General features: G+C 42.8%; 17 protein-coding genes, 1 tRNA gene and 1 pseudogene. 10 read left to right on the top strand and 9 right to left on the bottom strand.

Translation table 11 applies throughout. From position 1 onward, the window contains the following. Positions 1-17: 17 nt before the first annotated feature. The 3 genes from queF to ACSC9N_RS04950 are packed head-to-tail and all read right to left on the bottom strand — an operon-like array spanning position 18 to position 2,535. A complete protein-coding gene (queF, locus tag ACSC9N_RS04940; RefSeq protein WP_010327206.1) occupies positions 18-830 on the bottom strand; it encodes an NADPH-dependent 7-cyano-7-deazaguanine reductase QueF in 813 nt (270 codons plus the stop codon). Beyond that, a complete protein-coding gene (locus ACSC9N_RS04945; RefSeq protein ID WP_004982514.1) occupies positions 830-1,603 on the bottom strand; it encodes an ABC transporter permease in 774 nt (257 codons plus the stop codon). The genes queF and ACSC9N_RS04945 overlap by 1 nt, the downstream gene beginning before the upstream one ends. Continuing rightward, the gene (locus ACSC9N_RS04950; protein WP_058951690.1) at positions 1,600-2,535 is read right to left on the bottom strand and encodes an ABC transporter ATP-binding protein; all 936 of its coding nucleotides are present in this window, start codon (positions 2,533-2,535) and stop codon (positions 1,600-1,602) included. Before ACSC9N_RS04950 ends, ACSC9N_RS04945 begins: the two co-directional genes overlap by 4 nt. Positions 2,536-2,713: 178 nt before the next feature. Here ACSC9N_RS04950 and ACSC9N_RS04955 point away from each other — a divergent pair. Continuing rightward, positions 2,714-2,789, top strand: a tRNA-Arg gene (locus ACSC9N_RS04955). Positions 2,790-3,162: 373 nt separating this feature from the next. Here ACSC9N_RS04955 and ACSC9N_RS04960 read toward each other — a convergent pair. From ACSC9N_RS04960 to moaA, 3 genes are all read right to left on the bottom strand, one after another. Continuing rightward, complete coding sequence (locus ACSC9N_RS04960) at positions 3,163-4,380, bottom strand: molybdopterin molybdotransferase MoeA (RefSeq protein ID WP_058951691.1); 1,218 nt, start codon at positions 4,378-4,380, stop codon at positions 3,163-3,165. Further along, a complete protein-coding gene (moaCB, locus tag ACSC9N_RS04965; RefSeq protein WP_058951692.1) occupies positions 4,377-5,300 on the bottom strand; it encodes a bifunctional molybdenum cofactor biosynthesis protein MoaC/MoaB in 924 nt (307 codons plus the stop codon). Before moaCB ends, ACSC9N_RS04960 begins: the two co-directional genes overlap by 4 nt. A 139-nt stretch (positions 5,301-5,439) precedes the next feature. Then, positions 5,440-6,447, bottom strand: coding sequence for a GTP 3',8-cyclase MoaA (gene moaA, locus ACSC9N_RS04970; protein ID WP_029575079.1), 1,008 nt, complete (start codon positions 6,445-6,447; stop codon positions 5,440-5,442). A gap of 383 nt (positions 6,448-6,830) precedes the next feature. Here moaA and ACSC9N_RS04975 point away from each other — a divergent pair, with 383 nt between their 5' ends. From ACSC9N_RS04975 to ACSC9N_RS05000, 6 genes are all read left to right on the top strand, one after another. Continuing rightward, on the top strand, positions 6,831-9,245 hold the full coding sequence (locus tag ACSC9N_RS04975) for an FdhF/YdeP family oxidoreductase (RefSeq protein WP_395475100.1): 2,415 nt from the start codon (positions 6,831-6,833) through the stop codon (positions 9,243-9,245). An 87-nt stretch (positions 9,246-9,332) separates the two neighbouring features. Continuing rightward, positions 9,333-10,133, top strand: a complete 801-nt coding sequence (gene fdhD, locus ACSC9N_RS04980) for a formate dehydrogenase accessory sulfurtransferase FdhD (protein WP_010327201.1) — start codon at positions 9,333-9,335, stop codon at positions 10,131-10,133. Positions 10,134-10,217: 84 nt separating this feature from the next. Further along, positions 10,218-10,568, top strand: a complete 351-nt coding sequence (locus tag ACSC9N_RS04985) for a winged helix-turn-helix domain-containing protein (RefSeq protein ID WP_010327200.1) — start codon at positions 10,218-10,220, stop codon at positions 10,566-10,568. A 269-nt stretch (positions 10,569-10,837) separates the two neighbouring features. Further along, the gene (gene modA, locus ACSC9N_RS04990; protein ID WP_010327199.1) at positions 10,838-11,590 is read left to right on the top strand and encodes a molybdate ABC transporter substrate-binding protein; all 753 of its coding nucleotides are present in this window, start codon (positions 10,838-10,840) and stop codon (positions 11,588-11,590) included. Further along, a complete protein-coding gene (modB, locus tag ACSC9N_RS04995; protein WP_010327198.1) occupies positions 11,590-12,282 on the top strand; it encodes a molybdate ABC transporter permease subunit in 693 nt (230 codons plus the stop codon). The genes modA and modB overlap by 1 nt, the downstream gene beginning before the upstream one ends. 4 nt (positions 12,283-12,286) lie before the next feature. Then, the gene (locus tag ACSC9N_RS05000; RefSeq protein ID WP_010327197.1) at positions 12,287-12,904 is read left to right on the top strand and encodes an ATP-binding cassette domain-containing protein; all 618 of its coding nucleotides are present in this window, start codon (positions 12,287-12,289) and stop codon (positions 12,902-12,904) included. Positions 12,905-12,982: 78 nt separating this feature from the next. Here the strand turns inward: ACSC9N_RS05000 and ACSC9N_RS05005 are convergent. Both ACSC9N_RS05005 and ACSC9N_RS05010 read right to left on the bottom strand, forming a co-directional pair. Then, positions 12,983-13,288, bottom strand: a pseudogene (locus ACSC9N_RS05005) (helix-turn-helix transcriptional regulator); the annotation flags it as partial. Positions 13,289-13,623: 335 nt separating this feature from the next. After that, a complete protein-coding gene (locus ACSC9N_RS05010; protein WP_010327195.1) occupies positions 13,624-14,037 on the bottom strand; it encodes a DUF962 domain-containing protein in 414 nt (137 codons plus the stop codon). A gap of 67 nt (positions 14,038-14,104) precedes the next feature. On the opposite strand from ACSC9N_RS05010, the gene ACSC9N_RS05015 reads away from it, so the two are divergent. Together ACSC9N_RS05015 and ACSC9N_RS05020 are read left to right on the top strand one after the other, a co-directional pair. Further along, a complete protein-coding gene (locus ACSC9N_RS05015) occupies positions 14,105-14,929 on the top strand; it encodes a helix-turn-helix transcriptional regulator (protein ID WP_010327194.1) in 825 nt (274 codons plus the stop codon). 166 nt (positions 14,930-15,095) lie between these two features. After that, positions 15,096-15,872, top strand: coding sequence for a class II aldolase/adducin family protein (locus ACSC9N_RS05020; RefSeq protein WP_010327193.1), 777 nt, complete (start codon positions 15,096-15,098; stop codon positions 15,870-15,872). Positions 15,873-15,922: 50 nt separating this feature from the next. On the opposite strand, the gene ACSC9N_RS05025 is transcribed toward ACSC9N_RS05020, so the two are convergent. After that, positions 15,923-17,317, bottom strand: a complete 1,395-nt coding sequence (locus ACSC9N_RS05025; protein ID WP_010327192.1) for a PLP-dependent aminotransferase family protein — start codon at positions 17,315-17,317, stop codon at positions 15,923-15,925. A gap of 127 nt (positions 17,318-17,444) precedes the next feature. Between ACSC9N_RS05025 and ACSC9N_RS05030 the strand changes: the two genes are divergently transcribed. Further along, positions 17,445-18,305 (top strand): DMT family transporter, encoded by an 861-nt coding sequence (locus ACSC9N_RS05030; protein ID WP_010327191.1) that lies wholly within the window; start codon positions 17,445-17,447, stop codon positions 18,303-18,305. Positions 18,306-18,575 lie beyond the last annotated feature (270 nt).

Genomic DNA, 18,575 nt, shown 5'->3' on the forward strand with positions numbered 1-18,575 from the left:
CCTCAATGTTCTTTATTTTATTGTCGCGCCAATCGAATTGGGCGGGGCATCCATGACACATCTGACACACGACAAGGGTTAATGTCTAAACCACCACGGCGTGTATAAGCTGCGTACACCATCAGCTTTTCAGGTTTCAAATTTTGCCAAATATCGGCAAATATTTGTTCCACACATTGTTCGTGGAAACCGTTGTGCTGACGATAAGAGATAATATAAGCCAGTATGCTGTTATAACAAGGCTTTTTACCTTTATATCGGATAAATACCGTGCCCCAATCAGGTTGTCCAGTGACTGGGCAGTTACTTCTGAGTAAATGTGAGTAAATCTGTACTTCAACATCTTCCGCAGTATCATCTAATGCCAATAGATTTGCATTGGGATGATTTTCCAATTGGGTCGGAGTCAGTTCATCAATACAGATACCTTCAGGTTGACTAATTTCCACATCATCGACATGAAAAAGATCAATATTCACATCTGCGCCAGCCGCTGCCGATAAATCCTGTTCGACTGTTTCTTTAAACGTAGCTTTAGACTCAAACTGAGTAAAGTTCATGCTATTAAAGTAGAGTTTTAATGACTTTGACTCAATGAGGTTGGGCGATGTGGCCGGCAGGCTGATGCGACCAATGGCAACTTGCGGAACACCATGGGTGTTTAACCAAGAAATTTCAAAAACATGCCACCAGTCTTTACCTTGTTGAATACCTTCAACATGTGCATAGTGCTCACGTGCTGTAGCACGGGCTATAGGAAAAAGAATATCGGGTTGATAAGTTGGAGGGTAATTGGTGTCTTTACCCAAAAGAGAATGTTCTACACTCATTATTCACGCATTCCTGAACCACGAGAAAGTAAATAGTAAGCAATGCCATAAAGCACTGCACAGCATATGGTCATAACAGATAGGGAGACGACGACGTTAACATCGCTATGACCTAAGATACCGAAACGAAAAGCATTGACCATATATACAATCGGATTGATCAACGATAAATTTTGCCAAAAAGGGCTGAGTGCTGAAATGGCATAAAATACGCCACCTAAATAAGTTAAAGGCGTCAGCACAAAGGTTGGGATGATGGAGATGTCATCAAAAGATTTGGCATACACCGCATTGATAAAACCACCCAGTGAAAATAAGAACGAGGTGACCAAGACGGTGTAAATGGTAACAAACCAATTGGTAATATAAAGGTCAGTAAAAAATAAACTCATGGCCGTCACAATGATACCGACCAAGACCCCGCGACAGACACCGCCTAAGACAAAGCCCCATAAAATGGCATGCAAAGGTACAGGACTCATGATCAGCTCTTCAATACTTTTTTGAAATTTGGCACTAAAAAAGCTCGAAGAAACGTTAGCATAACTGTTGGTAATCACCGCCATCATAATCAGCCCAGGCACGATGAACTGCATATAGCTAAATCCGCCCATCTCGCCAATACGAGAACCGACCAAATTACCAAAAATTACGAAATACAAACTCATGGTAATGGCAGGCGGAAGCAAGGTTTGTGGCCAGATGCGCATAAAGCGACGAATTTCTTTATGCACCAGAGTATATAAAGCTACGCTAAGTTGATTTAAGTTCATGGCGTAGTTCCTTCGAGATTTTTTTCGACCATCTTCACAAACAGTTCTTCTAAACGGTTGGATTTGTTCCGCATACTACGAACTTGGATCCCTTGCGATTCGAGCAATTGAAATAAGTCATTGAGGGTATGCGCTCTATCCATAGTCACCTCTAAAGTCACGGCGTCGACTAAATGGAAACGAACCCCAATGATGTCGATATGAATCGGTTCAATCGGTGCTGCCAAATCAAAAATAAAGGTTTCCTCATTGAGTTGATTGAGGAAATTTTTCATGCTGGTGTCTTCTTTAATGACACCACGGTCAATAATGGCAATTCGACGACACAGCATTTCTGCTTCTTCTAAATAATGTGTGGTTAAAATGATCGATGTGCCTTTATTGTTCATTTCTGTGAGGAAGTCCCACATCGAACGACGTAGCTCAATATCAACCCCTGCTGTGGGTTCATCTAAAATAAGGAGTTTCGGTTCATGCATCATGGCACGGGCAATCATCAGGCGGCGTTTCATACCGCCTGAAAGCATACGGGCTTGAATGCCGCGTTTTTCCCATAAGCCGAGTTTTTCTAAATATTCTTCGGCACGAACTTCCGCAATTTTTTTAGGAATACCATAATAGCCTGCTTGTGTGACTAAGATATCGAAGGTTTTTTCAAACTGACCGAAGTTAAACTCTTGAGGTACAACCCCTAAGCACTGTTTGGCTTGAGAGGGGTGCGTGTCGAGATTATGTCCAAAAATTTCGACAGTGCCTGAGGTTTTCTTGGTCAATGAGCTGATAATACCAATCGTTGTAGATTTGCCTGCACCATTTGGTCCAAGAAGGGCATAGAACTCGCCTTCAGGAACAGTTAAATCGATGCCTTTTAAAGCCTGAAACCCATTTTTATAGGTTTTGGACAAATCCCTTAACGTCAATGCATCAGTCATGAAATTCTCGAATGATTAATAGTGGCACTATTGTGAGCGATTATGCCTAATAAACCAAGTAATCTACTCGCAATTCTGTGTTGCAGATATGGAACATTGTATAAAGCATAAGCAGGAAAATCACTCTAAGCTAGATAGATGCTTTACCTTGTGATTTTTTTTGATATGATGTGCTCGCGCGCTCATAGCTCAACTGGATAGAGTACAGGTCTCCGAAGCCTGTGGCGTGGGTTCGAGTCCCGCTGAGCGCACCACTTACCTATTTCAATACATACCAAAATAACCTCAAATGCCTATAAATACTGTATTATCTGCCTCTCTTGTTTCAACTTGTTCCATGTTGTACCGCTATAATCCATTTTTTTAGTGGTATATTTAGCAGTACATCAAAACAATAGTCTAAAATCTTTGTAAAAGCTTATTGGCTCATTCATTCGTGTGGCTTTACCACCCGCTAAAATCACTAGTGCTGTTGCTGGGTAGTTTTGCATGCCTTTGATCTAACATTCGTATGTAGGGATAATAATGCTCGTTAAATATTCAAGGGTACGGTCTAAGACAAAGCTGTCCAAGCCTTAGACCGTGTGCAAAAAGCATTTGGTTTGTATCACTATCCAATCGATGTCCTTAGATCGAGATGAAATCGACATAGTCCAATGTTACAGGAACATCAGATCGAGCAGGGATTCGAACAATACTATTGGCTCGATTTAAGTTACTGAGCATGTGGGATTGTTGTTTACCGAGTTTGGAAACGGTTAATTGTCCAAACTCGTTGACATCTAATACCATGCGAACCAGTTGCTCACGGCTGTCTTGTTTAATGCTGTCGTTGAAGCGAGCTTTTTTCCACGCGGGTGCAGGAGACGTAACTCCCTGTAAAGCCGCCAATAGTGTCGATACATGTACAGCAAGACAGGTGAGTACAGCAGCAGGGTTCCCAGGCAAGCCAATCAAATAAGAATGATGATGGTCTGTCTGATATTCAGCAAAATACAATGGTTTACCCGGTTTTTGCGCAACTTGCCAAAAAATCTCTGTTGCACCTACAGCCATTGAAACAGGTCGAATCAAGTCATAATCGCCTACCGAAACACCGCCTGTAGTAATGACTACATCATAATGATTCATGGCATTCGAGAGCGCTTGTGTGAGTATCTTCTCATCATCAATCACATGCTCTAAATGGGCTTCAGCAAAATCGTGTTCTTTGAGCCAAGTACGGATCATTGGGGCATTGGCATCGAACACTTGAGAGTCATTGTCCAGTTGCGTATTGACTTCATCACCAGTAATAAGCACTGCAATTTTAGGTTGGCGATAAACCTCGACATGCGGAACACCCGCCATACTGAGTGCCGCAATTAAACCGCTGCCTAAACGCTGGCCTTGTTGCGCAAGTGTTGTCCCGATGGACAACTCCTCACCTTGATAACGAATGTCTGCGCCTTTGTCCAAAGCTTGGGTTAGAGTCGCTTGATCATGGCTACGCGTGATAATTTCCTGCCGAGCCACAGTATCTGCTGAGTTTGGCAGCTTGCCCCCAGTAAAAATACGAACGGTTTGTCCTGCTTGAATCTCAATATGTTCTTCAATACCTGCACGAATTTCACCAACCAATTCAAAGCGAGTAATTCCTGCTTGCAAGTCTTCAGAGCGCAGCGCATAGCCGTCAACCGCACTTTGGGTAAATAGAGGCAAGGCAACTGTTGATAAAACATCTGCCGCTAAAACATGTCTATGCGCCTGTACTAAAGGCAAAGTAACGACAGGCAATGTTTGGACGGCGCTATAGTGTTCAAGAGCTTGATCGAGTGTAATTAAACCAACGCCAGAGCAACTCATTCATAACCTCCCGGGTGAGGTAGATCACGGCAGACATCAAAAATATGAACCAAAGCAGGTAAAATGGCTGCCATAGATTCACTTGCACCACCACGGCTGCCCGGAAGGGTAATCACCAATGAACGGTCGATAAAACCTGCAACGCCACGTGACATCGCAGCATAAGGGGTACGTTTTTGTCCGAAAGCACGTGCAGCTTCCATTAGTCCATTGAGTTCACGTTCAAGTAAAGGCTCAAGTGTGTCTACTGTAATGTCACGTTTGCCGATGCCTGTTCCGCCTACAGTAATAATGCAGGCATAAGATTGAGTGAGCTCTAAGACCAATCCTTTTAACTGATCGGCTTCGTCAGGTAAAATTTGATAGTGAATGGGATCAAAACCAGCTTCGGTTAAGGTCTCGACGACAGAGCGGCCAGCAGTATCGGGTTTACGCCCTGCGGCAACGGTATCTGATAGAACCAATACTGCCGCAGAAACAGGCTGACGCAAATGACGTTTAAAGTGTGATTTTCCGCCTTTTTTCAGATCGAGTTTACATTGTTGAATGATCAACTCATGCGGTTCGCAATGTGGTTTGAGCATGTCGTAAATGGTGAGAGCTGCAATACTGGCAGCGGTCAACGCTTCCATTTCTACACCTGTCGGCCCAATCGTTTCAACGGTTGCACGAATAACTACACGGTCGACAAGCAGTTCAAAATCGACATCGGCGCGGTAAATAGGCAGGGGGTGGCACAGCGGAATCAGTTCATCGGTACGTTTTGCGGCTAAAATCCCAGCAATGCGGGCTGTTTTGAGGGCATCACCTTTTTCGGTATTGCCGTCAGCAAGAAGTTGTAAACAATGTGCAGGGGCAAGCAGTTCAGAGCTTGCAGTTGCAACGCGATAGCTTTCTGGCTTCATGCCAACGTTTTTCATAAAGTATTCCGAAACATTGAAGTGTTGATCTAAAGTGAAACTGTTCGATCAAGAGAAAAAGTTTATGACGTATTTAGATAACACAAAAATAAAAGCGGATACAGTCGAATGACTGACAAACTCAAAATTAACTAGTTGATTAACCCCCTATGGCATGCATACTGATTTTGCGTGTTGGGGCATGTTGATGTTCAATAAACCCCGCTTTTTTATGCCATACCGCCTTCAGAATCTGAGCTTGTAATAAAGTGGGATCTTTTTGTTGAAGTAAATGACGCAGCGGTGTTCCGGTATTGGCAAATAAACAGGTAAAAAGCTCTCCCGTTGCAGTGATACGTAAACGGTCACAGCTTTGACAGAACGGTTTACTGATGGTGGAAATAATGCCTAATGTGTACTGATCATTAAGCAGATAAATGGTTGCTGGGTCATGTTGTCTGGCTTGTTTCTGAATTTGAAAATGGGGTTCAAGTATTCGGATAATGTTATCTTCAGTGATGACTTTTTTAGGCTGCCAGTGCTCAGGTTGATCTAAAGGCATATATTCAATAAAACGTAATGCGATATTCTGCTGATAAGCCCATTGAGTCAGTTCAAGCACTTCATGATCATTTTGTCCTGCGACTAAAACACAGTTTAATTTTATCGGCAGATTGGCTTGTTGAGCTGCAGCGATGCCTTCGAGGACTGGTGCTATCGGACGCTTGGTCATGTTCATAAAGGTGTCTGCATGAATGCTATCGAGACTGATATTAATATCATCTAGTCCTGCCTCTCTTAGCGCTCGTGCATACTTGTTTAAATAAAAAGCATTACTGGTCGTGGAAATACGTTCTAAACCGTGTGGCTTGAGCCGATTCAAAGTATCAATAAAATTGACCACGCCTTGACGCATTAAAGGCTCGCCACCTGTTAAACGAATGTGCCGAATGCCTAAACTGACCATCATTTCACAAAAGGTTAACAGCTCTTCAAAGCTTAAGATGTCTTTTTTGGCTAACCATTCAGGCGTATCGGGCATGCAATAACTACAACGAAAGTTACAACGATCTGTCAGAGAGATTCGGAGTTTATGTTTATGTCGGCCAAATTGATCGATCAGTTGTGCTGACCTATGTTCTAAGCGTGTAGTAGTCGAACCGTCCATAGTCGCTCCACCTCGTATTTACATACGATTTAGTTTTTATAAACGAGAGTATGAAATGTTTTATTTCAAAGATCAAACGGAGTCTTGAAGTCGCTTAGTTCGTTCATTCATTTTCAAAAATTGAGTTGGTGTTCCTCGAACGCGATCCATTAAGTCTTTGCTCTTTGTAATAATTCATCTATTGAAATTACATGCCAAAAGGGCGATATTTTTGATCAGAAGTGTTTTGGAATGGTGCCAAGAAACGCGGGCATGATGAATAAGAAATAGACAACAAAAAAGAGATGAGAAATCCAAATAGCTTACGAATGCTATGAGCAAAGTGAACAGTGAATTGATCATTGCAGAACTTTTTACCGAAGATAAATATTGAGGGCGGTGAGATGGAAAACACTGAAGATAAAAAGCATGACGATGAAGAAACCAGCTATGCGAGAATAGAGCCTTATACCAACCCTGCGGGTGGATGGGGCGCGTTGTTAAGTGTTGCAAGAAATTTAAAGAGACAGGAAGTTTTCAAAAAAGGTGCGATTACGCTTCTCAATATTAACCAACCCACAGGTTTCGACTGTCCAGGATGTGCATGGCCTGAAAAAAAAGATGCACATGCCTTTAACTTTTGTGAAAACGGTGCGAAAGCCGTTGCCTTTGAAGCCACTTCAAAACGTGTTACACCTGAATTTTTTGCGACCCATACGGTCAGTTGGCTGTCTGAACAAAGTGATTTCTTGCTTGAAGATTCAGGTCGTCTAACCGACCCAATGCGCTATGACAGCGTGACAGATAAATATGTGCCTATCTCATGGGATGATGCTTTTGCCTTAATCGCAAAACATTTACATGCCTTGGATCATCCAGATCAAGCGGCATTTTATACTTCGGGTCGTGCCAGTAATGAAGCAGCATTTCTGTATCAACTTTTTGTCCGCGCTTTTGGTACCAATAATTTTCCAGACTGTTCCAATATGTGCCATGAGACCACCAGTGTTGGCCTACGTGACTCAATTGGTTTGGGTAAGGGAACGGTGACTTTAGACGATTTTGATATCGCCGATGCGATTTTCAGTTTTGGGCATAATCCGGGCACCAACCATCCGCGGATGTTGGGGACTTTACGTGAAGTGTCGCGCCGTGGTGGCAATATCGTAGCCATTAACCCCTTAAAAGAACGTGGTTTAGAACGTTTCCAAGATCCTCAAGCACCTGTTGAGATGATGACCAATGGCAGTACACCTATTAGTCGTTATTATTTCCAACCCAACGTGGGCGGTGACTATGCACTCATGTTCGGGATGCTGAAACATTTACGTGAGTGGGATATTCAAGCACTGGCAGCAGGAAAAAAGAGCGTGTTTAACCGATCTTTTATCGAAATAAATACAGTCGGTTTCGATGCCATGATGGAAGAAATAGATCGTACTGCATGGTCCGATATTCATGCACATACGGGACTTAGCCCTGAGCATTTAGAATCTTTAGCTAAAATGTATTTAGATGCCAAAACGGCCATTTTCTGTTGGGGCATGGGGATTACACAGCATCGAAACGGGACTGCAAATGTACATATGCTCGCGAACTTAATGTTGGCAAGAGGGCATATTGGTCGTCCAGGGGCAGGCTTAGCACCGATTCGCGGGCACAGTAATGTGCAGGGCGATCGAACCATGGGGATCAATGAACGACCAAGCCCAAAATTGCTGGATAGTCTGGACCGAGTATTTGGTATTAAGTCGCCACGTGAACATGGTTTTGGCGTGGTGGATACCATTAAGGCGATGTATGAAGGTGGTGTAAAAGTCTTTATTGGTTTAGGTGGTAATTTTGCTGTTGCCACTCCAGATACACCGTATACACAAGAAGGCTTACGTCGTTGTGATTTGACGGTACAGATTGCAACGAAGTTGAATCGTAGCCATTTGGTTTGTGGTAAAGAGGCATTACTTTTACCCTGTTTGGGGCGTACCGAAATTGATATGCAACAGCATGGGCCACAGGCAGTCAGTGTTGAAGATTCCATGAGTAATGTGCATCTTTCAGCAGGGCGTAATGAGCCTGCTTCTAAGAATTTACTTTCAGAGCCTGACATTGTGGCGCGTATGGCAGCAGCCGTCTTGCCAGACAGTGATATCAAGTGGAAATGGTATGTAGAAAGTTATGACCGTATTCGAGATTCGATTGAAGACGTGTTTGATGAATTCCATGATTTTAATACACGTGTCTATCAGCCGGGTGGTTTTCACTTAGAGCATCCTGCCAATCAGCATGTGTGGAATACGCCTGTAGGCAAGGCACAGTTCTTAATTACGCCGTTGGCTGAAGTGTATGCCGATAAAGAGAATAAATACGCTGAACAATATACTGGGTCAAAAGTCTATACCCTAATGACCACACGCTCTCATGACCAATACAACACAACCTTGTATGGACTCGATGACCGTTATCGTGGGGTATTTGGTCAGCGCCGTGTTTTGTTTATGAATGCAGAAGATATCGCTGCGGCTGGTTTTGTTGCAGATCAATGGGTGGATATCGAAAGTATTTATTCGGATGGTGTTAAACGTGTGGTTCAAAGCTTCCGTATCGTACCGTATAACATTCCACGGGGTAGCCTTGCAGCCTATTATCCGGAGACCAATCCATTGGTTGCACTTAGTAGCCATGATAAATACGCCAAAATACCAGCTTCGAAAAGCGTGCCTGTGATTTTGCATGCAGGCCAAGCGCCTGAACATTTCAACTTGGCACAAGCGGTTGATCCTGAAGATGCCAATCAGATCGTGAATCGAGAGGTTAGTTGATTCAATGCTGAAATGACGCCTGATTTGCAGGTGTCATTTTTTTCATGATTGAAGGGTTTGGTGTTTAGGGAATATTGGAAAATTATTATGGATATTCGGGCGTTGATGTTGAATTCTCTCGGCTATGAAACTGTTAATATTCAGCGTTTAAGTGAAAATAGAGCTGTTGAACAATCTGATTTTGTGGTGCAAGAATACCCTATTGCCTTGGTTTATAATGGGATTTCGCATGCAGTAATGATGGCAACGCCAGCTGATATTGAAGTCTTTGCGAAAGGTTTTAGCTTGTCTGAAGGTATTTTGACGAGTTTGAAAGAGCTTTACTCTTTAGACATATACGAAACGGAATTTGGGATCCAAGTCGAAATGACGATTTCTACCCGCGCCTTTATGGCGCTCAAACAACATCGACGGATGATGGTTGGACGCACGGGTTGTGGTCTCTGTGGGATTGAAAGCTTGCAGCAACTTCATTTGGATTTACCTCAAATTACCACAGCCCTTTGTGAGGGATGGCTAGTTCAAATTCCCCAAGCCATTGCTCAACTCAATACCCGACAGAAAATCACCCAAATGACGGGCGGTGCACATGCGGCTGCATGGGTTGAAGCGGGGGAAATAGTGGCTTTGTTTGAGGATGTAGGCCGACACAATGCTTTAGATAAACTATTGGGTTATAGTGCAGAACATCATTATGATGTAAATCAAGGTTTTGTGGTGATGACCAGCCGAGCTAGTTATGAGTTGATTCGTAAGTGTGCTCAACTGAATATTGCCTTGCTGGCGTGTATTTCAGCTCCAACCAGTATGGCGATTAATATGGCAAAGCAGTCAGGTTTGACCTTAGCGAGTTTTTGTCGCGGCGATGGTTTTGTTTTATATACTTGATATTCAAAATTTTGCTGTATAAAAAGTAAAAGGTTTTTCTTTAGGTCATCTGCTTTGATGACAGGTCTTTATTTGAGTGAATGTATGCAGGACGTCAAATTAAAATTACAGCTCAGAATACTTCTCAATCAAGACATTGCATTTGGGCCGGGTAAGGCAGAATTATTGGAAGAAATTCGACGTACAGGCTCAATTTCTCAAGCTGCAAAAAGTATGAATATGAGTTACCGCCGTGCATGGCAGTTGGTTGAAACCATGAATCATAGCTTTCAGTCAGGATTAGTCGAAACTCAAAAAGGTGGAACGCATGGGGGTGGGGCAAAACTCACGGACTTGGGCGACAGTATTTTAAGTCAATTTAGACAAATGGAAATAAAAGCACGCCTTGCGATTGAACAGGATTTTGCAGAAATAGCTCAACACCTTAAACCATAATCTAGTCAGGTCAGCTAGATTCCTCTCGTATTCATTTATGACATACACGAATAGGCTTCCTCTATTTGATAAAAGCTCTTATTTCTACTGACTAAATAGCAAGAGTAGTATCAGTCACGTGATTAAGATACAAATCCTTTAACTTGAACGATAAATAATCTGTTTCTAGAATTGACGTTGCTTATGTATCCATATATTTTTAAAAACATATCGGTCAATTTATAACGCTTAAGGGGAACATGGTGCTGCTTAATTTTAAGAATAAGTATATGCAATATGCGATGTTATGTTGTGGTTTGACTCTTGGGGTACAGGTACATGCAGAGCAAGCTATTACCGTTTATGCAGCAGCCAGCTTGACCAATGCTATAGCAGATGTCGATGCAATATTTGAACAACAAAAAAGAGTACACGTGAAAACCTCTTATGCAGGGTCGTCGACTTTGGCCAAGCAAATTGAAGCGGGTGCACCTGCGGATGTTTTTATTTCGGCAGATGAACAGTGGATGAATTATCTGCAAAATAAAAAGTTAATTGTGCCGAATAAACGTGTGAATTTATTGGGCAATCGTCTTGTATTGATTTCGCCAAAAGCTAAGCCCGTCAAAATAAAAATGGATAAAAGTTTTGATCCTTCTACTGCCTTTCAGGGCAAGCTTTGTACAGGTGACACCAAAAGTGTCCCAGTCGGAAAATATGGTAAACAGGCACTGACCGCATTGGGATGGTGGTCAAAACTTGAACCAAGATTGGTTGAAACTGAAGATGTCAGAGCTGCGCTCAACTTTGTAGCACGTGGTGAATGTCAGCTTGGCATTGTCTATGCAACCGACGCTGCTATCAGTAAAGATGTCACCGTCGTTGGTGTTTTCCCTATTAATACCCATACCCCGATTGTTTATCCCTTAGCTCTTGTCAAAAATAATCCCGATGCGCTAGCGTTTTATCAGTTTGTACAAAGTAAACAAGCACATGCAGTCTTTAAAAAATATGGCTTTACCGTTTTATCTGCTGCTAAGTGATGATGTTTTCTTTATCGGCTGAAGAGATAGAGGTACTCAAGTTATCCTGCCAAGTGGCTGCAACCTGTTTGGCATTTAGCCTGATCCCTGCGTTGGTAGTGGGTTGGGTTTTGGCACGTAAAGAGTTTTTTGGCAAATCCTTATTTGAAACCTTTATTTTTCTACCGCTGGTGCTGCCGCCTGTGGTGCCGGGATATTTGCTGTTACAGGTTTTTGGAGGAAACGGAATACTGGGTAAGTATCTTGAGCCCTTTGGACTCAATTTTGCATTTAACTGGAAAGGCGCAGTTTTGGCCTCAGCCGTGATGGGCTTTCCACTCTTGGTTCAATCGATTCGTTTGGCCATAGAGTTGGTGGATCAACGGCTAGAAATGGCGGCGAAAACGCTTGGTGCTTCCTCCTTGGGCACTTTTTTTTATGTCACTTTGCCTTTAGCCAGCAGTGGCATATTGGTGGGGGCGATTTTATGTTTTTGTCGCAGTCTGGGCGAGTTTGGCGCAACCATTACCTTTGTCGGTAATATTGCAGGGGAGACCAGAACTTTGCCCTTGGCCATGTATAGCTTGATGCAGCAACCTGACACAGAACAGGCGGTCTGGCGATTGATTATTCTGTCATTAACTGTGGCATTTTTGGCGTTATGGTTTGCCCAGTGGTTCCATCGCTATCAGAAAAACAAACGAGGACATTAAGACGATGATCGACTGTCATATTCAGTTAAATTTAGGCAAATTTAAACTCGATCAGACATTTTCATCTGAACATCCTGTCGTTGGTTTATTTGGGGCTTCAGGTTCAGGAAAAACCAGTATTTTGCATGCCATTGCAGGACTTAATACTCCAGTCAAGGGCTGGATTAAAATCAATCATCAGACATGGTTCGATGCTGAAAATAAGATTAATTTAAATGTACAGCAACGTCATGTTGGTTTGGTTTTTCAGGATGCACAACTGTTTCCACATATGACGGTGATGCAAAATTTATTGTTTGGCTATAAGCGAATTCCGCCTGAAAGCCGACGTTTTGATCCCGATTATATTATTGAACTGCTTAAACTTAATCATTTACTCAGTCGTATGCCGACGAAGCTTTCAGGTGGTGAAAAGCAGCGAGTTGCATTGGGTCGGGCACTGTTGTATTCGCCAAATTTATTATTATTAGATGAACCCTTGTCTGCGTTAGACGCTGCACATAAACAGGAAATCCTTCCTTTTTTTCAAACCGTCCAAAATGAAACCCATATCCCGATGTTGTATGTCAGCCATGATATGGATGAAATTAAGCAGCTGACCGAAACAGTTTGGTTGCTTTAATTAAACACATTTCAACTTCAACTTTTAAAGAGGGAACGAATAAAAACAGAAAAAATGGGCCTCCGTATCAGCTTAGGATCATTCGGTACCATTTTTATAAACAGACGGCGCTTGGCCTGTCCAGCGTTTAAATGCCCGACGAAATTCACGTACTTCTCTAAAACCTAAAGCTTGGCTAATGTCCCCAATGGAGAGATTATTTTCAAGCATCTGTTTCGCTTTTCGTTCTAACACGGTTTGTCGAATTTGCTGAAAACTAATGCCTTCTAGCAATAAGGAGCGTCGAAGATGACGCTCACTCATTTGTAAATAGTCTGATGCGAGTTGCATATCAAAGCGCACAGGAAGATGCTGCTCGATAAGCTGTTCTAATAAATATGCATATTGTGCATCACTGAAAAGAATTGGAGAGTAGGGTTGTAATTGAGCATTCAAGGGGGGATTATCGGTCAAAATAAAGGACTTATTTTATAAATTGAGCCTGTGAGAAATGAATGCTTTGATTGAGCTATTGGCGAGTGTTGATTACTTTTCATTAGAGCAGATGGTGATGCCGTTTAGTGAACGTTGATGCAGCCTAAGTAGATGGCGTGGTTGGATGTAATTAAGGAGTGTCGCTCTTATAGGGATTTTGGGCGAGTAACCTTAACAATAGCAATAATCGTCAGATTTCGATTAAACGACTGCCCTAGAAATAGATAGGACAGTCGCATTTTTATTTACCAGTTTACGCGCTTTAGTAAAATGTCTTTATACATTTTAAAGTCACAAACGAAACTGTAAAAAGGATATGTAAATGTGGCTGGTTTGTTATGTTCAAAAAAGAAATGACCGACCCACGCAAACCCATAACCCACCACAGGCAAAGCCCAGAGTAGTTTTGGATTTTTGGTCATCGCCGCAGCCGCGGTAATCCCGATCACACAGGTGGTTCCCACAAAGTGTAAACGTCGGCAAGTGGGATCTTCATGCTGAGAAAGATAGAAGGGATAGAATTCTTTTAAGGTTTTATAACGGCCATCACTTCCTTTAATTTGCACAGCAGGGCTTGCAACCGGTGTAGCAGAGAGATGGGCGTTATTCACCAAATCTTGCATATTGTTTTTAATTTGGGTTTGGGTATCCTGTAACATGTCCTACTACTTTAGTGTTTACTAGGCGTAGTTTTAAACAGTAAACCAAAGATGGTCTTGAACGAATATGCTATCGCAAAGCAAGGATGCGAGTTTAGGGTTAGCGCTCCAAAGCAAAATTTACACTTGGGATGGTGTCATTTTGTATGTGACTCATGAGCAGTTGAATAATGCCCATGCCCATTTTCCAGCACTTTTACAAATTGGCTTGGGCATACCTTTTGCAATCACTTTAGACGACCACGTACGTCGTTATCACGATATTGTGGTGATGGCACCCAATGTGATGCACAGTACCGATTCAGAACATCAACCTTATCTTGCGCTCATGATTGATCCTGATCATGCACTTTATGGACACTTGTATCCATTGCTGAATGGCGAACAGATTTGTTCTTTACCTGCCGCTTGCCTTGCTACGTTTCATTCACAGTTTCAAAAGTTGATCGCTGGGCAACTCAGTCCTGATGATGCCAAACAATTGGTTTTAACGCTACTGTCGACGTTAAATCCAAATCCGTTGCAGGTATTGCCATGGGATGCCCGCGTTTTACAAGCTTGTCATTATATTCAACAACTTGTACCTCAGCAGATTCCCACAGTAGCTCAAGTCGCGGCATATACGGGACTGTCTGAGTCGAGGCTGATGCACTTGTTTAGTCAGCAACTGGGGATTTCAATGCGGCGCTACATTCTTTGGTTGCGTATTCGCTATGCCATCAAACTCTGGGCCGCAGGTCGGAGTTTGATTGATATTGCCTTGGAAGCAGGTTTTGCCGATCAGGCACATTTCACCCGAACTTTACGTAGCATGGTTGATTTTGCACCCTCGATGCTGAAAGGCAAAACTATCTTCGTGAATGACTCCATTAAAACACCATCGACGTCATAGCGTGTTAAGTTGCTTGATAGCACACGGAAATAGCAGAATCATTCAAGACAGGTTTCGCTATTTTACGAAGAATCAGTTTATGTTGAGAGAAAGACTTAAGCAGGGTTGGGCTTTTTCCTTCAAGCTCAATGTTAACTTTAATGGATAGAGATAATAGGGATAACAAATGACCAGTTTACATGCGATGAAAAGTCTAAAAGATGTCGTGTCCGAAAAAGAATGGGATGCACGTTGTCAGCTTGCGGGGTTGTACCGTCTAATTGCACATTTCCGCATGACCGATTTAATTGATACACATATTAGTCTACGTGTACCCGACGAAGATGGTCATTTTCTGATTAATCAATACGGCATTCCCTTTGAAAAAATGACGGCTTCGCATTTGGTTAAAATTGATTATGCAGGCAATATTATTGCGGATTATGATCAGGGCAAATTGGTCAATACCGCAGGTTTTGTGATTCACTCCGCGATCCATGATGCACGTAAAGATGTGCACTGTGTGATTCATACGCATACCGCAGATGGCATTGCAGTGTCTGCACAAAAACAGGGTTTATTGCCTTTGTCTCAGCATGCTTTGAAGTTTTATAACAAAGTCAGTTATCACGAGTATGAAGGGGTAGCGTTATTGACCGAAGAGCGTGAGCGTCTCGTGAAAGACTTGGGGCAAAACCGAGTCATGATTTTACGTAATCATGGTTTGCTATCGACAGGAGATTCGATTCAACGTGCTTTCCACGAGATCTATTTCCTTGAACGCGCATGCCAAGCGCAGATTAAGGCGATGGCGGGAGGAGCAGAGCTTCATCTTCCGTCTGAAGCTGTACGTCAACATACGGCTCAACAGTTTGAAAGTGAATTGATTGAAATGGTGATGCTGAAAGCATGGAATGCCGCGCTGTCTTTAATTGAGCATCAACGCAACGAGTATTGTTCATAAGCCATTCAACCATTTTAATAAAAGCCTCTATTTCTAAGTAGAGGCTTTTATTATGTTAAGTTTTGCTGTTGAGCTAACACATTTTTGAGCGTTTCGAAAATACGCGGATCTACCGATTGTGCGACATTGAAGCGTAAGAAATTCTGTGCATTTAAGGATTGGCTAAACGCATTTCCTGGTGCTAAAACAACGCCGTGTTTTAAACACTCTCGCGCAATGAGCGCAGCATCGAAACCGTCGGGAAGTTTACACCACAGGAATATGCCCGCTTGTGGGACGAGCCACGGGTGAATATTTAAAGCCCCGAGCTGAGTGATGACTTTTTGCATTTCATGAGCTAGGCGTAAGCGCACCGTTTCCATATGCTTACGATATCCACTGTCTTTTAAGGCAATCAGCACCATATCGGCGGCAAGTCGGCCTCCACCAAAAGAGGTGGCGATCTTTAAATCGATTAGATTTTCAATCCATTCATTTTTGGCCACGATATAGCCACAGCGCAAAGAGGCTGAAATCGTTTTTGAAAAACTACTAACTTGAATGACACGATTGAGTCCATCAAAAGCAGCCAGTCGTGGGGCAGGGGTATGTTCAAAGTCGGCAAAAATATCATCTTCCACAATGACTAAATTGGTTTGATCGACCAATTTAAGTAAGCGATGCGCCGTGACGGGGGAAAGCACTGCACCAGTTGGGTTGTGTATGCCTGAGTTGGTGATATACAGCCGTGGTGAGTGTTCAGCTAAAACAGACTGAAAGATCTCCAAATCTGGGCCATGGGGAGTATACGGCACACTCACAATATTAATGCGATGAGCTTTGAGGAGAGCATGAAAATTAAAATAACAAGGGTCATCGACAATAACAGTATCCCCAGCTTCCAATAAAAAACGACAGATCAAATCAATTGCTTGCGTGCCAGACTCGGTGAGCATGATGTGTTCAGGCGAAGCTTCAATGCCAATGTGAATTAAACGACGAGAAATTAATTGTCGCAGTTCAGGATGTCCTGCTGGTGTTGCATACTCCACCAGTTCTAAGCTATCTGCTTTTGCCATGCTACGCAGAGCACGTCGAACACCTGTCTCATATAACCATTCGGGTGGTAACCAGCCGCAACCTGGTTTGAGTGTGCTGTGATCTGTATCTAAGGCTTGTCGAGAGACCCATAAAGGGTCGACCTCTCTATCGAGCTTAGGCCCTATTTGGGCTAAAGCCAGTGGCGCGACAGGGCCAGACACATAAAAGCCCGATCCGGGTTTAGACAGAATGATGCCTTCGGCCATTAAACGTTCATAGGCTTCGACAACGGTTGAAACAGAGACCTGCAATGTACGTGCTTGTTGGCGTACAGAGGGAAGGCGATGACTGGGGAGATAAGTGCGTGAGCTAATTTTGAGTCTAATTTCATCCATAACTGCATCAATTCGAGTTTGGCTACGCATTCCATTTCTCCTAAACTGTATGGGCTTTTTATACATAACAGTTTTTATTTATTGTATTGGATTGTATCTCGATTCAAACATGCGGTCTATATTCAAATTGAGCGATTAACGATAAGAGAATCACGCCATGAAACAGGCAACCAGCGGCTGGGTAAACGGATTAATCGGTGTCGCTATTTTTGCGGGGTCTTTACCAGCAACACGGGTCGCCGTTGCCGATTTTAACCCCATCTTTTTAACCAGTGCACGGGCCACAATTGCAGCGCTATTAGGATTGTTTTTTCTGGTTTTACTTCGCCAAGCACGCCCGACCATTTCAAACATATCTGCACTTGCAGTCAGTGCATTGGGCGTGGACATCGGATTTCCACTCTTAACTGCTTTGGCCCTACAGCATGTAAGTTCTGCACACTCCATCGTTTTCTTAGGATTATTACCTATTAGTACTGCGATTTTTGCAGTTCTACGCGGGGGTGAACGGCCCAAGCCACTTTTTTGGTTGTTTTCAGTGCTAGGAGCCATTTTTGTAGCAGGTTATGCTGCACTTGGGGAAACGAGTACTGCATGGAAAGGCGACCTATACATGCTGGCAGCAATTATTTTATGTGGGCTGGGCTATGCAGAAGGGGCAAAACTTTCGCGAACACTGGGCGGTTGGCAAGTCATTAGTTGGGCTTTAGTGCTCTCGTTACCAGTGATGTTGCCAATAGCATTATGGAGCATGCCTATTTCATTTCAGCATGTCAGTACAGCCGCATGGATAGGACTGGCTTATGTTTCTGTCTTTAGCATGTTGCTAGGTTTTGTGTTTTGGTATCGAGGATTAGCACAAGGTGGCATTGCATCTGTTGGTCAACTGCAATTATTTCAACCCTTTATGGGTCTTGCACTTGCCGCTCTATTACTACATGAAAGCGTGAGTTGGATGATGTTGGCCGTCACTTTGGCAGCCATTGTTTGTGTGGCTGGGGCGAGAAAATATGCTTGAACATACGACGTCCAATTTTATCTGGATGGAGTAAAAATTACGAATGTCAGTCCTATCATCAAAGGTGTCATTTATCTTTGATGGTGGAATCATACTAAATACAATTTTTAAGTATCTATCTGTTATAAAAATCTGCTCTTGATTATCTTCTGTTCATATGTAGTGATGTGTTTTGTATTCCTCGAATAAAATCTTGCTGTATAGCAACAATGCTGTATATAGTTTTAAACATAGGCTGGTCAAGCGATGCTTAAATTCGCAGTATGTTGA

The sequence above is a fragment of the Acinetobacter sp. PC34 genome (assembly GCF_051789135.1).
In the GTDB taxonomy this organism is placed as follows: Bacteria; Pseudomonadota; Gammaproteobacteria; order Pseudomonadales; family Moraxellaceae; genus Acinetobacter; species Acinetobacter johnsonii.